The organism is Burkholderia sp. Bp9090, from assembly GCF_003857985.1.
Classification (GTDB): domain Bacteria; phylum Pseudomonadota; class Gammaproteobacteria; order Burkholderiales; family Burkholderiaceae; genus Burkholderia.
In genome coordinates, this window is sequence record NZ_QTPV01000064.1 from 1 (window position 1) to 17,198 (window position 17,198).

At 61.3% G+C, this 17,198-nt stretch carries 14 protein-coding genes; 12 read left to right on the plus strand and 2 right to left on the minus strand.

Annotation, left to right across the window (positions count from 1 at the left end; translation table 11 throughout):
* Positions 1 to 289 precede the first annotated feature (289 nt).
* On the plus strand, positions 290 to 961 hold the full coding sequence (locus tag DIE16_RS34110; RefSeq protein ID WP_124894253.1) for a hypothetical protein: 672 nt from the start codon (positions 290 to 292) through the stop codon (positions 959 to 961).
* Between the two features lie 174 nt (positions 962 to 1,135).
* On the opposite strand, the gene DIE16_RS34115 is transcribed toward DIE16_RS34110, so the two are convergent.
* Positions 1,136 to 1,915: a DeoR/GlpR family DNA-binding transcription regulator gene (locus DIE16_RS34115; RefSeq protein ID WP_124894254.1), complete on the minus strand. Its 780-nt coding sequence runs from the start codon at positions 1,913 to 1,915 to the stop codon at positions 1,136 to 1,138.
* A 187-nt stretch (positions 1,916 to 2,102) separates the two neighbouring features.
* Here DIE16_RS34115 and DIE16_RS34120 point away from each other — a divergent pair, with 187 nt between their 5' ends.
* The 4 genes from DIE16_RS34120 (at position 2,103) to eat (ending at position 7,796) form a co-directional block, all read left to right on the plus strand.
* Entirely contained in the window at positions 2,103 to 3,530 is a 1,428-nt protein-coding gene (locus DIE16_RS34120) for an NAD(P)/FAD-dependent oxidoreductase (protein WP_260434506.1), read from the plus strand.
* Entirely contained in the window at positions 3,523 to 4,764 is a 1,242-nt protein-coding gene (locus DIE16_RS34125) for an FAD/NAD(P)-binding oxidoreductase (protein WP_124894255.1), read from the plus strand. Before DIE16_RS34120 ends, DIE16_RS34125 begins: the two co-directional genes overlap by 8 nt.
* 23 nt (positions 4,765 to 4,787) lie before the next feature.
* Positions 4,788 to 6,203, plus strand: a complete 1,416-nt coding sequence (locus DIE16_RS34130; RefSeq protein ID WP_124894256.1) for an FGGY family carbohydrate kinase — start codon at positions 4,788 to 4,790, stop codon at positions 6,201 to 6,203.
* 174 nt (positions 6,204 to 6,377) lie between these two features.
* Positions 6,378 to 7,796, plus strand: coding sequence for an ethanolamine permease (gene eat / locus DIE16_RS34135; protein ID WP_124894257.1), 1,419 nt, complete (start codon positions 6,378 to 6,380; stop codon positions 7,794 to 7,796).
* Between the two features lie 387 nt (positions 7,797 to 8,183).
* Here the strand turns inward: eat and DIE16_RS34140 are convergent, their stop codons facing one another.
* The gene (locus DIE16_RS34140; protein ID WP_185643684.1) at positions 8,184 to 9,104 is read right to left on the minus strand and encodes a LysR substrate-binding domain-containing protein; all 921 of its coding nucleotides are present in this window, start codon (positions 9,102 to 9,104) and stop codon (positions 8,184 to 8,186) included.
* Between the two features lie 143 nt (positions 9,105 to 9,247).
* Between DIE16_RS34140 and DIE16_RS34145 the strand changes: the two genes are divergently transcribed.
* From DIE16_RS34145 to DIE16_RS34175, 7 genes are all read left to right on the plus strand, one after another.
* A complete protein-coding gene (locus DIE16_RS34145) occupies positions 9,248 to 10,438 on the plus strand; it encodes a pyridoxal-phosphate dependent enzyme (RefSeq protein WP_124632981.1) in 1,191 nt (396 codons plus the stop codon).
* The gene (locus DIE16_RS34150) at positions 10,435 to 11,643 is read left to right on the plus strand and encodes an ABC transporter ATP-binding protein (RefSeq protein WP_185735547.1); all 1,209 of its coding nucleotides are present in this window, start codon (positions 10,435 to 10,437) and stop codon (positions 11,641 to 11,643) included. The genes DIE16_RS34145 and DIE16_RS34150 overlap by 4 nt, the downstream gene beginning before the upstream one ends.
* Position 11,644: 1 nt before the next feature.
* Positions 11,645 to 12,514, plus strand: a complete 870-nt coding sequence (locus DIE16_RS34155) for an ABC transporter permease (protein WP_124894258.1) — start codon at positions 11,645 to 11,647, stop codon at positions 12,512 to 12,514.
* 1 nt (position 12,515) lies between these two features.
* A complete protein-coding gene (locus DIE16_RS34160; protein ID WP_124894259.1) occupies positions 12,516 to 13,373 on the plus strand; it encodes an ABC transporter permease in 858 nt (285 codons plus the stop codon).
* Between the two features lie 9 nt (positions 13,374 to 13,382).
* The gene (locus DIE16_RS34165; protein ID WP_124894260.1) at positions 13,383 to 14,441 is read left to right on the plus strand and encodes an ABC transporter substrate-binding protein; all 1,059 of its coding nucleotides are present in this window, start codon (positions 13,383 to 13,385) and stop codon (positions 14,439 to 14,441) included.
* Between the two features lie 150 nt (positions 14,442 to 14,591).
* A complete protein-coding gene (locus DIE16_RS34170) occupies positions 14,592 to 15,788 on the plus strand; it encodes a Xaa-Pro peptidase family protein (RefSeq protein ID WP_124894261.1) in 1,197 nt (398 codons plus the stop codon).
* Positions 15,789 to 15,990: 202 nt separating this feature from the next.
* Positions 15,991 to 17,166 (plus strand): porin, encoded by a 1,176-nt coding sequence (locus DIE16_RS34175; protein ID WP_409364475.1) that lies wholly within the window; start codon positions 15,991 to 15,993, stop codon positions 17,164 to 17,166.
* Positions 17,167 to 17,198 lie beyond the last annotated feature (32 nt).

Sequence of the window (17,198 nt, forward strand, 5' to 3'; positions counted from 1 at the left end):
CTCTCCTGACGTCCTTAAAGTCAGGCGTCAGGTTACGCAATCGCTCCCAAACCCTCCACGGTTTCCTGCGATGAACCAAAAAATAGCCGGATTTGGCCATACCACCCTAACCATAGCCGGCAAACGGGCCGGTCGCGGAATTGCCGTGCCCGTCTGGCCAGCTCCGGGCCAGTCGCGCCCGAACAGGCATATAAAATACTGAATGGTAATTATGATGCCTGTTCGGGCATAATGCACCCGCGCGTCCGGCTTGCGGATGGCATCAACACATGATCGATAAGGAGCAGAAATGGAGTTCGCGCTATTTTTCACTCGCAATGATGCGACCGTTCCCAACTGTCTCGACCTGTTTGAGATGTTTCGTGAAACCGGCGTCCGGCATTTCGGGTTCAAGGATGTGGGTGTCGAACGCGAAACGCTTCAGGCGCTGGTCAAGGCGATTCATGCGGCGGGCGCGACTTCGTACATGGAAGTGGTGTCCCCAACGCTGGAAGCGTGCCTTCGTTCCGTGGAAGTGGCAGCGGAGCTGGGCGTCAAGCGTCTCCTGGGCGGTACGCAAATCGATGAGATTCGAGCTGTCCTGGCCGGCACGGACACTGAGCTTTTCCCGGCGGCAGGTCGCCCGCTCGGCCATCCTTTGCGCCTCGAGGGCACGCTGCAGGAAATCGTCGACGACTGCAAGCGCTTCATGGACAAGGGCTGCGCCGGCGTCGACCTGCTCGCCTTCCGCTCCGCGGACGCGGTGCCGCTCGAACTCGTCGCGGCCGCGCGCGAGGTCATCAGGCCGGGTGGCCTGATCGTCTCGGGTTCGATTGGTACGCCCGAACGAGTCCGCGCCATCCGCGAAGCCGGTGCCGATTTGTTCACCGTCGGCAACGCGGTGCTGGATTGTACGTATATCGAGGGCGAAATGTCCGCCGTCGAACAGGCAAAGGCAATGCTGCGCGACAGCCAGCATTGATTCATGTTGGCACCGGCAGCCGCGTCGGTGGGCGACCGGCTGCTTGCCTATGACGGTGTCAGTCGCGATTCGAGGTGACCGCGGTGTCACCGGAAGAACAGACTACGAAGGTCGCGGTCGAAACCGACCATCGACTCGAGCCTTTGCGTCGCGACGACGACCGGTTTTCCCGCGTCACGCGACCTTCTCGTCGGTGTCAGGAGTCACAATTTCGACGCCGGCCGCACGGAACGCGTCTGCCAGCTGTGCGTCCGGATAGGCGTTCAAGACGATCCGATGAATGTCGCTGAGCTGGCAAACCCGGAAGAGTGCAGACCGGTTCAGCTTGGTGTCATCGGCGATGACGGTGATTCGCCGAGCTTGGGCAACCATTGCGCGGGCAATTTCCGCCTCACGCAGCTCGAAATCCATGGCGCCCGTGGCATCGATGGCGCCTACGGTGATGACGGCGTCATGTGCCGTGAACTGCTTGATCTGCTCGACGGCGAGAGCGCCGACATTCTCTGAAGCTTCCTCGAGGAATTCTCCGCCAATCATGAACACGCGATGGCGCTCGCTGCTGCGGGCTAGGGTCTGGGTAATCGAAACCGAGTTCGTAACGATCGTCATCTTGGGCCTGGCCGCGAGTTCTTCTGCGAACGCAAGCGTCGTCGTGCCCGTATCAATGAAGAGCGTGTCGTCCTTGTCGAAAAGCGATGCGGCGAGCCGTGCGACCACACGCTTCTCGTCGGCTTGCTCGCTCAATCGGGCATTGAAGGCGCCCTCGGTACGTCGGTCGAGCCGCTCGGCGCCTCCGTGATACTTCCGCAATTGTCCGCGAAGGGATAGCTCGGTCAAATCGCGCCGGATCGTCTCGCGGGACGTGCCTAGTGTGTCCGCGAGGAAATCCACAGTCACTCTGCCCGAATTACGGACGTAAGCAAGGATGGCTGCGTGTCTTTCCGACGGTTTCATTGAGTTCGGGTCCTAAGTTCTTCGGTCAAATCGGGCCTCAAACAGGCACTGAAAATGCCTGAATGACGACTGTCTAAGCACAAGCTTACCGCAGGCGGGCAGGAATTGATCATTTTGGCCTGAGTGCTTTCCCTAGAAATGCGTTGTCTTATTGACTATTCGGGCATTTTGCAATTACCGTTCAGTCATGACGATGTATGCAAAGAGGCGTGTGGTGGAAAAGAATGTGAACGCGGGGCTGTATGACGTTGCGATCATCGGCGCGGGGGTCGTGGGCTGCGCGGTTGCGCGTCGGTTCGCGCTGGACGGCGCGCGCGTGCTGATCCTGGAGAAGGGCGCGGACCTGTTGTCGGGGGCCAGCAAGGCCAATAGCGCGATTCTGCACACCGGTTTCGACGCACCGACAGGCAGTCTCGAGGTCGCCTGCATGCAGGCAGGCTACGAAGAGTACGTTGCGATCGCGCCGCGGATGAACCTGTCGACTCTCGAGACTGGTGCGATCGTCGCTGCCTGGAATGCGGACGAGGTGGCGAAGCTTGACGGCATCGAAGCGCAGGCACGTGCGAACGGCGTCGATGACGTGCGCCGTGTTTCCCAAGCTGAAATCCTGCGACGCGAGCCGCACGTCAACCTGGATGTAAAGGAAGGGCTGCTGGTGCCGCGTGAACACGTCATCGACCCGTGGAGCGCACCGCTCGGCTACCTCACGCAAGCTGTCCAGAACGGCGCGTCCGTCGTGTTCAGTGCGGAAGTCAAGTCCGGGAATCGGTTAGGCAACGAGTGGGAAATCGGGACCACCCGCGGCGAATTCCGTGCGAGTGTCATCATCAACTGCGCGGGTATCTACGGCGACCGTATCGAGGAGATGTGCATCGGCACGGCCGGCTTCGAAATTCGACCGCGCAAGGGTCAGTTCGTCGTTTTCGACAAATCCGCCGCGTCATTCATCCGTACGATTCTGCTCCCCGTTCCGACCGAGCGAACCAAGGGCGTGGTGGTGGTACGCACAGCATTCGGCAACGTGCTCGTCGGTCCGACAGCCGAAGAGCAGCAGGACCGAATCCACGCCGGAGTCGACGAGGACACGCTCAAGTCGCTGGCAGCCAAGGCCGCCGAGCTGGTGCCCGCCCTCGCGAATGTGCCGGTCAATGCAATCTATGCCGGCTTGCGGCCAGCCACAGAGAAGAAGGAATACCGTGTCCATCAGGACGCCGCGCGCGGTTACATCGCGCTCGGTGGTATTCGCTCGACGGGCCTGACCGCCGCTCTTGGACTCGCCCAGCACGCTGCGAAGCTGTATGCCGAATCGGGCCGCTCGCTGGTTGCGCGGCAACGGATACTTTGGCCGCAGATGCCGAATATCTCCGAGCACCGCGAGCGCGACTGGGAGCGGCCTGGGGACAACGAAATCGTCTGCCATTGCGAACTCGTGACCCGCCGGGAAATCGAGGCTGCCTTGGCGAGCGAGATTCCCGCGGGCGATTTCGGCGGCCTGCGTAGGCGGACGCGCGCTTGCATGGGACGTTGCCAGGGCTTTTACTGCAGCGCGCGGGTCGCTGAACTTACGGAAGGAAAATTCGAATTTCCGCTAGCAGTAGGAGCGAGTCATGCGTAACGCAATCGAAGCGGACGTCATCATCATCGGTGGCGGACCATCGGGCATTGCGGCAGCCGCCGAGCTTCGCAAGCGCGGCGTCGCGCACGTGGCGATCATCGAGCGGGAACCGGTCGTCGGCGGCGTGCCGCGGCACTGCGGTCATCCACCGTTCGGCATGCGCGAGTTCGGTCGCGTCTATACGGGGCCGGCGTACGCGCGTCGACTTGCCGCCTACGCGCAGGAGCATGGCGTTGCGATCCATGCGAACACAACGGTCGTGCGCATGGAAGAGGGCGCACGCCTGCAAATCGTCAATGCTGCGGGGCGTGGCACGGCTGAGGCCCGGCGCATCATCATTGCGACGGGTGTACGTGAAACGCCGCGCTCGGCGCGTTTCGTATCGGGTGACCGGCCTATCGGGGTCTTCAACACGGGGGCGTTGCAGGCCTTCGTCTATCTGCGCAACCTGATTCCGTTCAAGCGCCCGCTCATCGTCGGGACGGAGCTCGTGTCGATCTCATCGGTGCTGACTTGCCGAAAGGCCGGAATCGAGCCGGTGGGTATCGTCGAGGAGAACGATCGCCCAACGACCTATCGCGCGTTCGCGATGTTCCCGCGGCTCTGCGGTATCCCGATGCACTATGGCACGCATGTCGAAGAGATTTGCGGAACGAAACGGGTGGAAGGGGTGCGCCTGCGCGGCCGGACCGGCGTAATCCATGAGGTCGAGTGTGATGGTGTGCTGTTCACTGGCCGCTTCACACCCGAGGCTACATTGGTCCGGGGTAGCCATCTACTGCTTGACCAGGGCACGAAAGGCCCTCAGGTCGACCAGTTTGGACGGTGTTCCGATGCCAGGTATTATGCGGCCGGCAATGTTCTGCGTCCGCTTGAAACGGCCGGCTGGTCATTCCGCGAGGGGCGCCGGATCGGCAACATCGTGGCAGACGACCTGGCGCACCGAATTCCAGGCGCCACGGCCACGACGATCATCGAAAGATCCGACGGAATCAAGCTGGTGATGCCGCAGCGTCTGGTGCTTCCGATGTCGACGAACGGCCTCGAGCATCTTCAGGTTCGTGTGGACCGAGCAACGGAGGGCACGTTGAGCATCACTGCCGGCGAGCAAGTGCTCTGGAAGAAGGACATTGCATTGCTGCCGGAACGTCGCTTCCTGATTCCGCTGAATCAGCTCGACGTCCCGAAACATACCGATACGCTTCGCATTGCCGTGCGGGCGAAAGCGCAATAACAGCTGGCACACAGGAGCGCGCCATGCGTATCGCAGCAATTGATCAAGGCACAACCAGCACCCGGGTTCTGGTCGCCGATAGCCACGGCAATGCCGACATCGTTCATTCCGTGCGGCATCGCCAGCATCATCCGCGATCGGGTTGGGTCGAGCATTCTCCTGAAGAACTTCTTTCCAGCCTGAACACTTGCATTGAAGCGGCGGGGACGGTGGACGCCATCGGCATCGACAACCAGGGCGAGAGCTGTCTCGCGTGGGATGCGGTCAGTGGCGAGGCGCTGTCGCCGGTTATCGTGTGGCAGGACAACCGGACGGCGGACTGGCTGAAGGCACTGCGCGAGTCTGGCGCCGAAGAGCTGACTGTCGCGCGTGCCGGGCTGCCGCTTGATCCGTATTTCTCGGCATCAAAGCTGGCATGGCTTGTAAAGCATAACGACCGAGTTGGCGCTGCGCTGCGTGCTGGCACGTTGCGCCTGGGTACGACAGACGCTTATTTTCTGGACCGGCTTACCGGGCATTTCGCGACGGACACGACGACTGCATCGCGTACGTCGTTGATGAACCTCGAGACTGGCGAGTGGGATTCAGACCTCTGCGAGCTGTTCGGCGTGCCGCTGGAGTGCCTGCCGGAAATCCGGCCGACGGTGGGCCATTTCGGCAACGTGGGCCGGGTGCCGGTCACGGCTTCCATCGTCGATCAGCAGGCCGCACTCTATGGACATGGTTGCCGGAAGACTGGCGACGCCAAAATCACGTTCGGTACGGGCGCATTCGCGCTCGCGCTGACCGGCTCGCAAATCGTGCGTGCGCCCGGGCAAGGGCTTCTGCCGACCGTCGCTTGGCGTATCGGCGACGACATCACATACGCGCTCGACGGCGGCGTTTATGACGCGAGCGCCGCCGTGGAATGGGCAGGGCGCCTTGGGTTGTTCAACGATCTCTCGGAGATTGCAACCTTCGAAAGTCCGCCAGCCATTTCGAATGGTCTGGCATTCGTGCCGGCACTCTCCGGTCTCGCTTGTCCGCACTGGGACCGCAAGGCGGGTGCGCTTTGGGTCGGGATGCGTGCATCCAGTTCGAAAAGCGACCTTTGCCAGTCGCTGCTTGAAGGCATCGCCTTCTGCACCGAGGAAGTCATCGCCGCGATGAGCGGGCGAGTCGCTGTGACCGAGCGCCTTTCCGTGGATGGAGGATTGGCAAGGAATGTCTATTTCGTTCAGTTCCTGGCAGATGTACTCGAGCGCACCATCGTCACCCAACGGTTCCACGAACTCACCGCATTCGGTTGCGCGGCACTCGCGGCACTCGGCCTCGACGCCACGCTTCCCGAATACAGGAATGCCTCGACGGTCTTTAAGCCGCGGCAACAGCGGGAGATGATCGCCCGCTGGAAGGGCAGCTTTGCCGACGCCGTCCGGCGCGCGCAAGGCTGGCATTGATGCGGATTGATTGCAGGACCGAAGGATGAAGTTGCTAGCGCGGCCGCAAAAGCGGATGCAAGTTTTGTTAGAAAATAGTAGTACGAATAGATATTCGTTAGATAACGATGTGTGACATTGACACGCCTCGTGTACGTGGAAACGAACGGTACGCTGGGTTGTCGGGAGACAGCAATGAGTAAGCAAGATTCGCAACAAAGCGCGGGACAACACTACGAGCTCAAGCAGACCCTCGGGACTTGGCATTTGTGGTCGATTGCCGTCGGGCTGGTGATTTCCGGAGAGTATTTCGGCTGGAGCCTTGGATGGGCGCAGGCCGGAACGCTGGGATTCCTGGTTACGACGGCTTTTATTGCCGCGATGTTCATGGCATTCATCTTCAGCTTCACGGAACTGAGCACCGCGATTCCGCATGCTGGCGGGCCGTTCGCGTATGCGCGCCGAGCATTCGGCGAGACTGGCGGTTATTTGGCCGGTGCCGCAACGCTGATTCAGTACGTGTTCACGCCACCGACGATTGCGCTGGCCATTGGCGGCTACCTGTCATTTCAGTTCAAGGGGCTTGACCCGAAGACGGCAGCCCTGGGTGCCTATGCGGTCTTCATGTTGCTGAACATCGTCGGTATTCAGATTGCTGCGGCATTCGAGCTGGTGGTGACTGCTTTCGCGATTTTCGAGCTGCTCGTCTTTATGGGAGTGGTATCGCCTGGGTTCCACGTATCGAACTTCGTTGCGCATGGTTGGAGCGGTCACGACAGCTTTAGCGCATTGGCGGTTCCTGGTATGTTTGCCGCCATTCCGTTCGCTGTCTGGTTCTTCGGCTGCATCGATGGCGTTGCGATGGCAGCGGAAGAGGCGAGAAATCCGCGGCGATCGATTCCGCGGGCGTACATCGGTTCGATCGTTACGTTGGTGTTGCTGGCGTTCGGGGTGATGATTTTCGCGGGCGGCACCGGTGACTGGCGACAGATTGCGAACAAGGATGCGCCACTGCCGGAGGCGATGAAGATCGTGGTGGGCGAAAACAGTGGCTGGCTGCACATGATGGTGTGGCTGGGCCTCGGTGGTCTTGTTGCGTCGTTTCACGGGATCATTCTCGGCTACTCGCGTCAGATCTTTGCTCAAGCCCGGGAAGGCTATCTGCCTCGGTTTCTCGCGAATGTAAATCCGGCATTCAAGACGCCGCACTGGGCCATTCTGTCGGGCGGCGTGGTGGGAATTGCGACGATTTACATTGTGAGTTGGGTTGCGAAAGGCGGCGCAAGTGAGGTCATGTTCGACATCGCGGTGATTTCGGTCCTCGGGATGATGACCATGTATGGGATCAGCATGCTCGCCCTGTTCAGGCTCCGTGTGAGTGAGCCGGCCATGCAACGGCCCTTCCGGGCACCTGGTTATCCCTTCGTCCCGGCTTTCGCGCTGCTCGGCATCATCGTGGCGCTCGCCAGCATGGTCTGGTTCTATCCGGTGCTGGCGGGTTTGTTCGTTGCCGCGCTTGGGGTGGGCTATGTCGTATTCCGGCTGACGCGCAAGCCGCGGGAAAACGGCTTGGGAAGCGCTGGCATCGGCAAAGCGACATCGTCGCAACGGTAATGGGGGTGCCTTTGATTTCTACGCTCTTTTCCGGTTAGAGGCCTTTAAGCCTGGCAAGGCTTTTTCTTGCGGCCCCAAATAATTACTCGAACAAAACAATGAGTTAGTGTCTGCCATTCCCCAGCGAAGCGGAAGGCATCCTCTGAACCGGTGTATCGGAGATGAGTAGTCCCTCGACCGGGGGGGCCGGTTCACCCAGTCGTTAGGCGCTCCGCCTGGTTGACGAAATGGGGTTGTCGACCACGATGCTCAGCAAGAGGAGCGGCAAGTCGAACGAGCTGTGGCCACGATGTGGGTCAAGCCGGATTCGGCTATATGGTCACAACGCTGCTTTGCTTATTGTCCGCTCAGGCGAATGCATCGCCGGCGTGCGGTCTTGCGAAATACTCAAATCAACTCGTCTGCATACGGCAATGCACGGATGCTGCGCATTGCCTCTTCACGCATGCATGCGACAAACGCCTCGGCGACCCTAGTGCGAGGGTGAGCCGATGGCCACAGAAGACGGCTTTCGAACCGTACGTGTGGCTGGAAACGGCGCATGACGATGGGAAGGTGCGCGACCTCGGCGGCGATGACGGGATTGACGATGGCCACGCCCAATCCTTTCGCGACCAGCGCGCAAAGCGTTTCGGCGTACTGCGTCTCGATCTGAATGGCGGGATGGACGTGCGATTCGGCACATATCTGATCGATTTTGTGACGGGTGCCATCTTCCAGGGCCAGCGCAAGGAACGGCTCTCCATCGAGGTCTGCCGGCTCTAGCGGACGCTTCAATCGCGCGAACTTGTGATCGGCAGGTGCCGCCACGACGCCGGCCAGCGTCAAGAACAGTTCTTCCTCGACACCAAGAAAACCACTCTTCGGGCCTGCGATCCCGATATCGCAGCGTCCGCTTGCGACCCATTCGTATACGGTTGCGGATGGTCGTATCTGGAGCGAAATCGTCACCTCGGGGAATGACTCCCGGAAGCGTTGCAGGGCAGCCGGAACTACCCCGTTCGCAAAGACCTGCATGCAGGTGATGCGCAGCCTTCCGGTCCCGAAGTTGCGGATGTCCTGCGCAATGCGGCGCAACTGCTCGACCGCGACGAATCTCCGCTCGACCTCCTGAAGAAACGTTGCCCCTTCCGGTGTCAGGCGCGCCGGTCCGTGGCCGCGCTCGAACAACGGAAACCCGATATCGGCCTCCAGACGCGCGATCGATCGGGTCAACGCAGGTTGCGTGATGCCCAACGCTTCCGCGCCGCGGGTGAAGCCGCCATGTATCGCCGCGGCCCGAAACGCTTCAATCTGTCGCGCTTCCATAGACATTACCTCAAAGCATGGAACTCAATTTTGGATGCATTGGACAGCATAGCACGGCTGTGAGGGAATGGAGCCCTGAGAGCACGCCCTCGTCGCCGCTCGGCATGAGGGTTACGAACGCGAAATCTGGAGGAGACGTTTTGATGTCCAATGTGTATCGGCAAAACCCCGACCTGGTGGGTTTCCAGTCACTGGCCGGCGGCGCGCTGCTGCCGGTCGGCGATTATCCCGGCGGCTGTCCTGAAGGCCGCGCGGCCGGGCGGCCGACCAGCGTCGCGGCGGTTTATGCGGAGCGGAACGAGCAAGACGACACGCTGCCGCCAGCGGGTAGCGACATGTCGCGTTGGGGAGCCTATCTTCCGTATCTCGACTGGCCATCGCTGGGTGAGGGCGGTACGCCGCTCATCGAACTCGAATCGAGCGACTTGGGCAAGTTGTGGATCAAGGCCGAATGGATGAATCCGACCGGCAGCCACAAGGACCGCATGAGCCCGCTGGCCGCGGCCCGAGCCGTGGAGGTTGGGGCCAGCGGCATCGTCTGCGCGAGTTCGGGCAATGCCGGTGTCTCGATTGCCTGCTACGCCGCCAAAGCGGGCCTCGCATCGCGGGTGATCGTGACCGCGAGCCTGCCCAAGCCCGTTCGCCGCGCGCTTGCGACCTACGGCGCGGACGTCGTCGTCGCGGAGAACAGCCTCGATCGCTGGCGCGTGATGGAAGAAGCGGTGAAGAACGAGGGATGGTTCCCGCTGACAAACTATCTGCTGCCGCCGGTTGGTAGCTGCGCATGGGGTGTGGAGGGGTACAAGACCGTCGCCTTCGAACTGGCCGCCGAATGCAGCGAAGGCCTCGACGCGGTGATCGTGCCCACTGCGCGAGGCGACATCATCTGGGGGATCGCGGCAGGCTTCGCGATGCTCGCAAAACGCGGGCAGTGGCACCATCCGTTGCCTAAACTGATTGCTGTCGAGCCGTTCCCGCGGATCTCGAAAGTGCTTGATCTCCAGGCCGACATCACGGATCAGTTTCCGGGGTCGACACGGCAGGCGTCGATTGCCGGTACGACCGCGACGGACCAGTCGTTGCGCGCCGTGGTCGATACCGGCGGAACCGCGCTCGTCATATCCGATGACATGGCGGACGTTGCGCAGCACGTGCTGGCACAACAATCCGGCATCTATCTGGAGCTGTGCGCTGCCGCTCCCTATGCGGCCATCCCTCGCCTGTTGGCACAGGGGCATCTGGCCAGGACCGACCGGGTCGTCATGATCGGCACGAGTGCCGGCTACCGCGACCCGGTCGCCGTTGACGCCACCACTATGCGGGTACCAGCATGAACACAAAGCAACCTGTGGTCGCACTGGCCGTCTCCGATCAGGCGCAGTCCGGGCGGGCGGGTGCTGCCCGCGACGTTTCGCGGCCTTCCAGGATTGGCGTTGCGATCGATGGCGCACCGATCCGGATCGAGAATATTGCAAAGCAATACGGTGCGACAACGGCCGTCAGCGGGATCGATCTGGATATTCGCGCCGGGGAGTTCCTGTCACTCCTGGGGCCGTCCGGATCGGGCAAGACCACGCTGCTCATGATGCTGGCGGGCTTCGAACTCCCGAGCGAAGGGCGCCTGACGCTCGGTACGACCGATATCACCCGCATGGCGCCCAACAAGCGAAATATCGGCATGGTATTTCAGCGATACGCGCTGTTTCCGCACATGACCGTGCATCAGAACATTGCGTATCCGCTGCGGATGCGAAAGGTGCCGAAGGCCGAGATTCCCGAGCGCGTCGAGCGGGCACTGTCAATGGTGCAGCTCAACGGATTCGGCGATCGCATGCCGAGCCAGTTGTCCGGCGGGCAACAGCAGCGCGTGGCCGTTGCGCGCGCGCTGGTTTTCGAGCCGCCGGTGCTGCTGATGGATGAACCACTGAGCGCACTCGACAAGAAGATGCGCGAGCGCATGCAGATCGAGATCAAGCAACTGCAGCAACGGCTCGGCGTGACGGTTGTCTATGTGACGCACGATCAGGAGGAAGCGCTGACCATGTCCGACCGGATCGCAGTCATGGGCAACGGGCGCATTCAGCAGGTGGGAACGGCGTTCGACCTTTATGAGCGACCGGCAACTTCGTTCGTCGCCGACTTCATCGGGAAAATGAACTTCATTCCATCCCATTGCGTGGCGATCGACGACGAGAGCGTGACCGTGCGGGTAGTCGGCGACGTACTGGTCAGATTGCCGCGGCATCAAGTGCGTGGCGGTATTTCTCCGGTGGCGGGCGACACGCTGGATCTGGCCATCCGGCCGGAGCGGGTGCGGATCGGTCAGGCGAATCGGGCCGCCGGGAGCAGCATCGGCGGCGTCGTCGAGGCGCGTGCGTACGTGGGCGCATTCCAGTGGTACGTCGTGCGTCTCGCGGACGGGACCATGCTGCATGTTCAGAGTCAGTCCGGTGATTCTGGCGACGGTGATATCGAGGAGCGCCAGGCTGTCGACATCACGTTCGAGCCGGCGGCGCTGCACGTGTTCCGGGGAGGTTGAGATGAGCACGTCGACCAGGCCGTCCACGCGTCCCGGCGCTCCGTCCGGGGACAGCTACGGGGCGTTGTCATCGTTGCTGCTGCTGTCGCCGTTCCTCGTGCTGCTGATCGTTGCGTTCGTCTATCCGGTCGGAAAGCTGCTCCTGACGAGCGTGTTTTCGACGGGCTTGACCTTCGAGCATTACGAGCATGTCGCGTCAGCGCTTTACGTGCGGGTGTTTGCCAGGACATTCGCCATCGCGCTCGCTGTCGCCGGCATCACGTGCGTCCTTGGCTACCCCGTTGCATCGCTGCTGACGCGCGTCAAGGGCAGGACCGCCTTCCTCATGACCGTGTGCATCCTCATCCCGATGTGGACGAGTGTGCTGGTGCGGTCGTACGCGTGGATCGTGCTGCTTCAGCGCAACGGCATCGTGAACGACGTGCTGCTCGGTGCCGGCGTGATCGATAGCCCGCTCAAGCTGATCTACAACCAGGGGGCCGTGGTCATGGCCATGGTGCATGTCCTTCTGCCGTACATGATATTGCCGGTATATGGCGCGCTGAAGGCCATTCCCATGGATTTGCCACGGGCTTCCGCAAACCTGGGTGCAAGTTCGGTCCGGACGTTCGTCACTGTGACGCTGCCGCTCAGCATGCCCGGCGTTTATGCAGGATCGCTGATCGTTTTCGTGCTAGCACTGGGTTTCTACGTGACGCCAGCGCTTGTCGGTGGCCCGAGCACACTGCTGATCGCCACACTGATTGGCCAGCAGGTCACGCAGACGTTCAACTGGCCATTTGCGGCAGCGCTTTCCACACTCCTGCTATCGGCGACCGTTGCTGTAACAGTGGTCTTCCGGCGCTTCATGTCGCTCTCGGGGCGTTTGTAATATGAATACTCCTTCGCTCGGTTTGTCTTCGCCACCGGTCGGCCAGACCCGGTTTCCGCTGTCGGTCGGGAAGTTGGCGCTCGTCGGTGTGGCGCTTCTGGTGCTGCTGTTCTTGATCGGCCCGATTCTGATCATCGTGATGATGTCGTTCGGCGATGCGGCCTACATCCAGTTCCCGCCGCACGTGCTCTCGCTGAAATGGTACGCGCAGTATTTCGGCGACGTCGACTGGATGTCGGCAACATGGTTCAGCCTGAAGATTGCGTTCGGGACGACGATCTCCGCGACGGTCATTGGCACCATGGCGTCGATCGCGTTGGTCCGAGGCGCGTTTCCCGGCAAGGCGGCAGTACAGGCCGTCGCGCTGAGTCCGCTGGTCGTGCCGCACATCGTCATCGCAATCGCGCTGTACCTGTTTTTTGCATCTCTTGGATTGATCGGGAATTTCGGCGGGTTCCTGATCGCGCATACGGTGTTGGCGGTGCCGTACGTCGTCATCACAGTCTCCGCGGCATTGAAGAGCTTCGACCCGGTGCTGGAGCGTGCCGCGTTGAATTGTGGCGCGACACGACTGACGGCCTTCTTTACGGTCGTGCTTCCCGACATCGTGCCGGGCATCGCGGCCGGTGGCGTGTTTGCCTTTCTCGCCTCTTTCGATGAAGCGACCGTCTCGTTTTTCTTGTCCGACACCGGCGGGAAGACCATTACGCGGAAATTCTTCGAGGACATCGACTACAACCTCACGCCGATCATTGCAGCTGTGGCAACGATGACGATCGTCCTGTCGTTGGCGCTGATGACCGGGATTCGCATGCTGGAACGGCGTACAAGCGGTAAATCACGAAAAAACCAGATCTAGGAGACTGACGTGAAATCGATCAAGCAACTTGCTGGCCTGCTGGCCATCGGCGGATTCACCCTGTGTTGTGCAATGACGAGTCGCGCGGAGGAATCGGTCACGGTCGCGCTGGAGGGCGGTTCGTATCAGCAGAGCCTGCGCACCAGCCTGTTCGAGCCGTTCACCAAAGCGACAGGTATTCAAGTCAACGTCGTTACCGCAACGGCACAGGAGCAGATCGCGCGATTGCGCGCGATGGCGCAGTCGCGCTCGGTGAACTGGGATGTGGTGACTCTCGGCGATATCGAAGCTCACGCGGATCCCGTGAAGGCGATTACGGAAGACATGAGCGGCTTTTGCCAGAAGGTCGCCGGAAAGGGGTTGCTCTCCGGTGCCTGCGATTCGGCCGGCCTCGACCTCGACTACGGCGTGACTTATCTCGCCTACAACGGCGACCAGTTTCCGAAGGGCGGGCCGACGAACTGGAAGGAATTCTGGGACACGAAACGCTTTCCGGGCGGACGCGCGTTGCCCGATTTCAACGATCCATGGCGCGTGATGGCAGTCGCATTGATGGCCGACGGCGTGCCGGCGAGCCAGCTCTTTCCGCTCGACGTCGATCGGGCGCTGCGCAAGCTCGACCAGATCAGGCCGCAGGTATCGATGTGGTGGAAGACCGGCGATCAAAGCATTCAGGGGTACCGGAGCGGCCAGTACACCGCCGGCATGATCTGGAAGACACGCGCAAGCGTGCTCCAGAAGGAAGGCCGGAATATCAAGTCGTCGTTCGACGGGGCAATCATGATCTCTGACCGGGCCATGATCCCAAAGGGTGCGCCGCATAAGGCCGCGGCCGAAAAGCTGCTGGCCTTCTTCGCTGCTTCGCCGGCTGCCCAGGCGAAGCACTGCGAGAACCTCGGCTGCGTGCCGGTCAGCACCGACGCGATGAAGCTGATGTCGCCCGACACGCAGAAGGGGCTGCCTACCACCGACGCGCTTCGCGCGCGGCTCATCAGTCCGAACGTGGGCTGGATCAATGCAAACCGGGACCGCTTGCTCGAACGCTGGAATGCTTGGATCCAGCGATAAGCGACTGGAATGGTTCGCTCGTGGTGTGCGATGCGCCGGCTGGTGACTCACCACGCGACGGTATCGGACGTATGCGTATGCGGTGCCTCGGCAATGCGCGTTTGACGGCGCTGGGGCAGGTTTTTTCTTCGAACATAGGACGTTGCAGACATGTTGCTGAATCTCGAAAGACTCAATGAAATGATGGCGCGCAATGGGCTGGATGCCATTGTCGCGACATTGCCGGAGAACGTCACTTACTCCAGCGGGTACTGGGCGCTCTCGCAATGGATTCGTCGCGGCCCGCAGTCGTACGTGCTGATTCCGGCGCCCGGCCGCGGGGAGCCAGCGATCATCGCGACGACTAGCCTGCTCGACCAGTTGGCTGACCAGGAGGACGTATGGATTTCGAAGGTGTACCGATATGGGTTCTTCTCGGTCGAACAGACGAGCGGCGCGACGTTGAATGCGCTCGACCAGCGTCAGCTCGAACTGTATAACCTGCCTGACCACGGAACGGCGATCAATGCGCTGTGCGCGGCCATTAACGATTGTGGCCTGAGCGGTGGCGTGATCGGACTCGACGAGCTGGGCCTCATGCCGGGAAATTTCGAGGAGATCCAGACCCGCCTGCCGAACGCAAAGGTGAAGCCGGCACTCGAAATCTTCCGTACGGTTCGCGCGGTCAAGACGCCGGAGGAAGTCAACCGTCTGCGGCGTGCTGCACATATCGCGGAGCAATCGATTGCATCCGCGCTGGAAATCGCCCGGCCCGGTGTCAGCGAACGTGAAATGGGGCTGGCGTTTCATGAACGCACTGCGCGGGAAGGCGGCTATCCAGTGCTGGGGTGTATCGGCTCCGGCCCGCGCTCCGCGATGCCGAACGTCGAGCCCGGCGACCGGAAGCTCGAGCAGGGCGACGTGATTCGCTTCGACGTGGGCGGCCGCTACCGTCATTACCGCGCGGACATTTCGCGCATTGCGGTGCTCGGCGAGCCCACGGAGCGCGTTCGTCGATACCATCGTGCGCTGCATGTCGGCGTTCTCACGGCGCTCGAAATGATCCGTCCGGGCGTGAAGACGTCCGACGTATTCGATGCCGCGGTCAAGGCGGTTCAGCGTGAAGGGATTCCACACTACAAGCGCAGCCACGTCGGGCATGGCATCGGCATCGACGGGTACGACGTGCCGAACCTGACGCCGTCGAGCACGGTTGTCATCGAGGAGGGGATGACGATGTGCGTCGAGACACCGTATTACGAGCTCGGCAGCTGGGGCTTGCAGGTCGAGGACATGATCGTCGTCCGTAAGGATGGCGTTGAGTCCCTGATGTCGACGGACGGCGCGTTGAATATTCTCGATCGCTGACGGCACTGGGCGCACGCCGTCAGTGGCGGCGTGCGCGGTGGGCAGGCAGGAAATCTGGTGCACGGCAATGCGTTGCCAGGAGGCGTATCGGGATGCCAGATGCGGAAATCGTACGCACAGGTACGCAACGGTGGATTCGTAGTGCGAATCAAATCGTTAATGTGGCTGTAAAAACATATAAATCGATTAACTATTTTTGGAGATCTCCATGTACACGAAATCGGCTATCGCCATTTCTGCTCTCGCGCTGTCCGGCGTGGCCAGCGCACAAAGCAGCGTTACGCTTTACGGTGTGATCGATACAGGCGTCATCTACGTCAACCACCAGAGCGGCCACGACAATTTCGTCGGCATGAAGCAGGGAACCATGTCGGGCAACCGATGGGGTGTGCGAGGAGAAGAGGAACTGGGAGGCGGCCTCAAGGCCGTGTTCGTGCTCGAGAACGGGTTCAATTCCGCCAATGGCGCATTGAATCAAGGCGGGCGGGAATTCGGGCGTCAGGCATTCGTCGGGCTTTCAAGCGACCGGTTCGGCACGATCAGGCTGGGCCGGCAATACGATCCGGTGGTCGATACCGTACAAGGGTTGACTGCGGATGCCTTTATTGCGTCGACGGCCGGCACACCGGGGGATGTCGACAACTATGACAACAGCCTGCGGGTGTCGAATGCGGTCAAGTACCTGTCGCCGGTATACGCCGGGCTGCAGTTCGAAGGGTTGTACGCATTTGGGAACAACGCGGGGGCAACCGGGCAGGGGCAGGCATGGGGCGGAGCAGTGAGCTACAAGAGCGGTCCGCTGGCCGCCGCCGCCGGCTATTTCTATACGAACAATCCGAGCGGCGGCCGAACCGCAACGAAAGCCTCGAACTGGGGTGTGACGTCGTCGAGCGACTCGATCTTCGACGGCCCGATCAACAACGGATATACGACCGCCCATTCGATCGCGATCTTCCGTGCGGCGGCTCAGTACACGGCTGGGCCGTTCGTGCTCGGCGCGTCGTACAGCAACGCGCAATACAAGCATGATGCATTCTCCGCGTTTCAGTCGAACGAGACATACAACGTCGGCAGCGGCTATGTCACGTACTGGGTCAACCCGGCGTGGCGACTCAGTGCGGGTTACAGCTACATGCGCGCGAGCGGCGATACGTCGGCGATCTATCACCAGGTCGGCCTGGGCACGGATTACGCACTGTCCAAGCGGACGGACGTCTATATGATCGGCTCGTATCAGCATGCGAGCGGGACGCAGGCTACGTACAACTCGGCAGGCCAACGCGTTCTGCAGCCGGCACAGGCGTCGATCGGCTCGTTCGGATATGCGGGGACCAGTACGCAGGAACTGGTTCAGGTCGGGCTTCGTCACCGCTTCTGATCGGACAACGCGCGTATTGCGACCGGCACGCC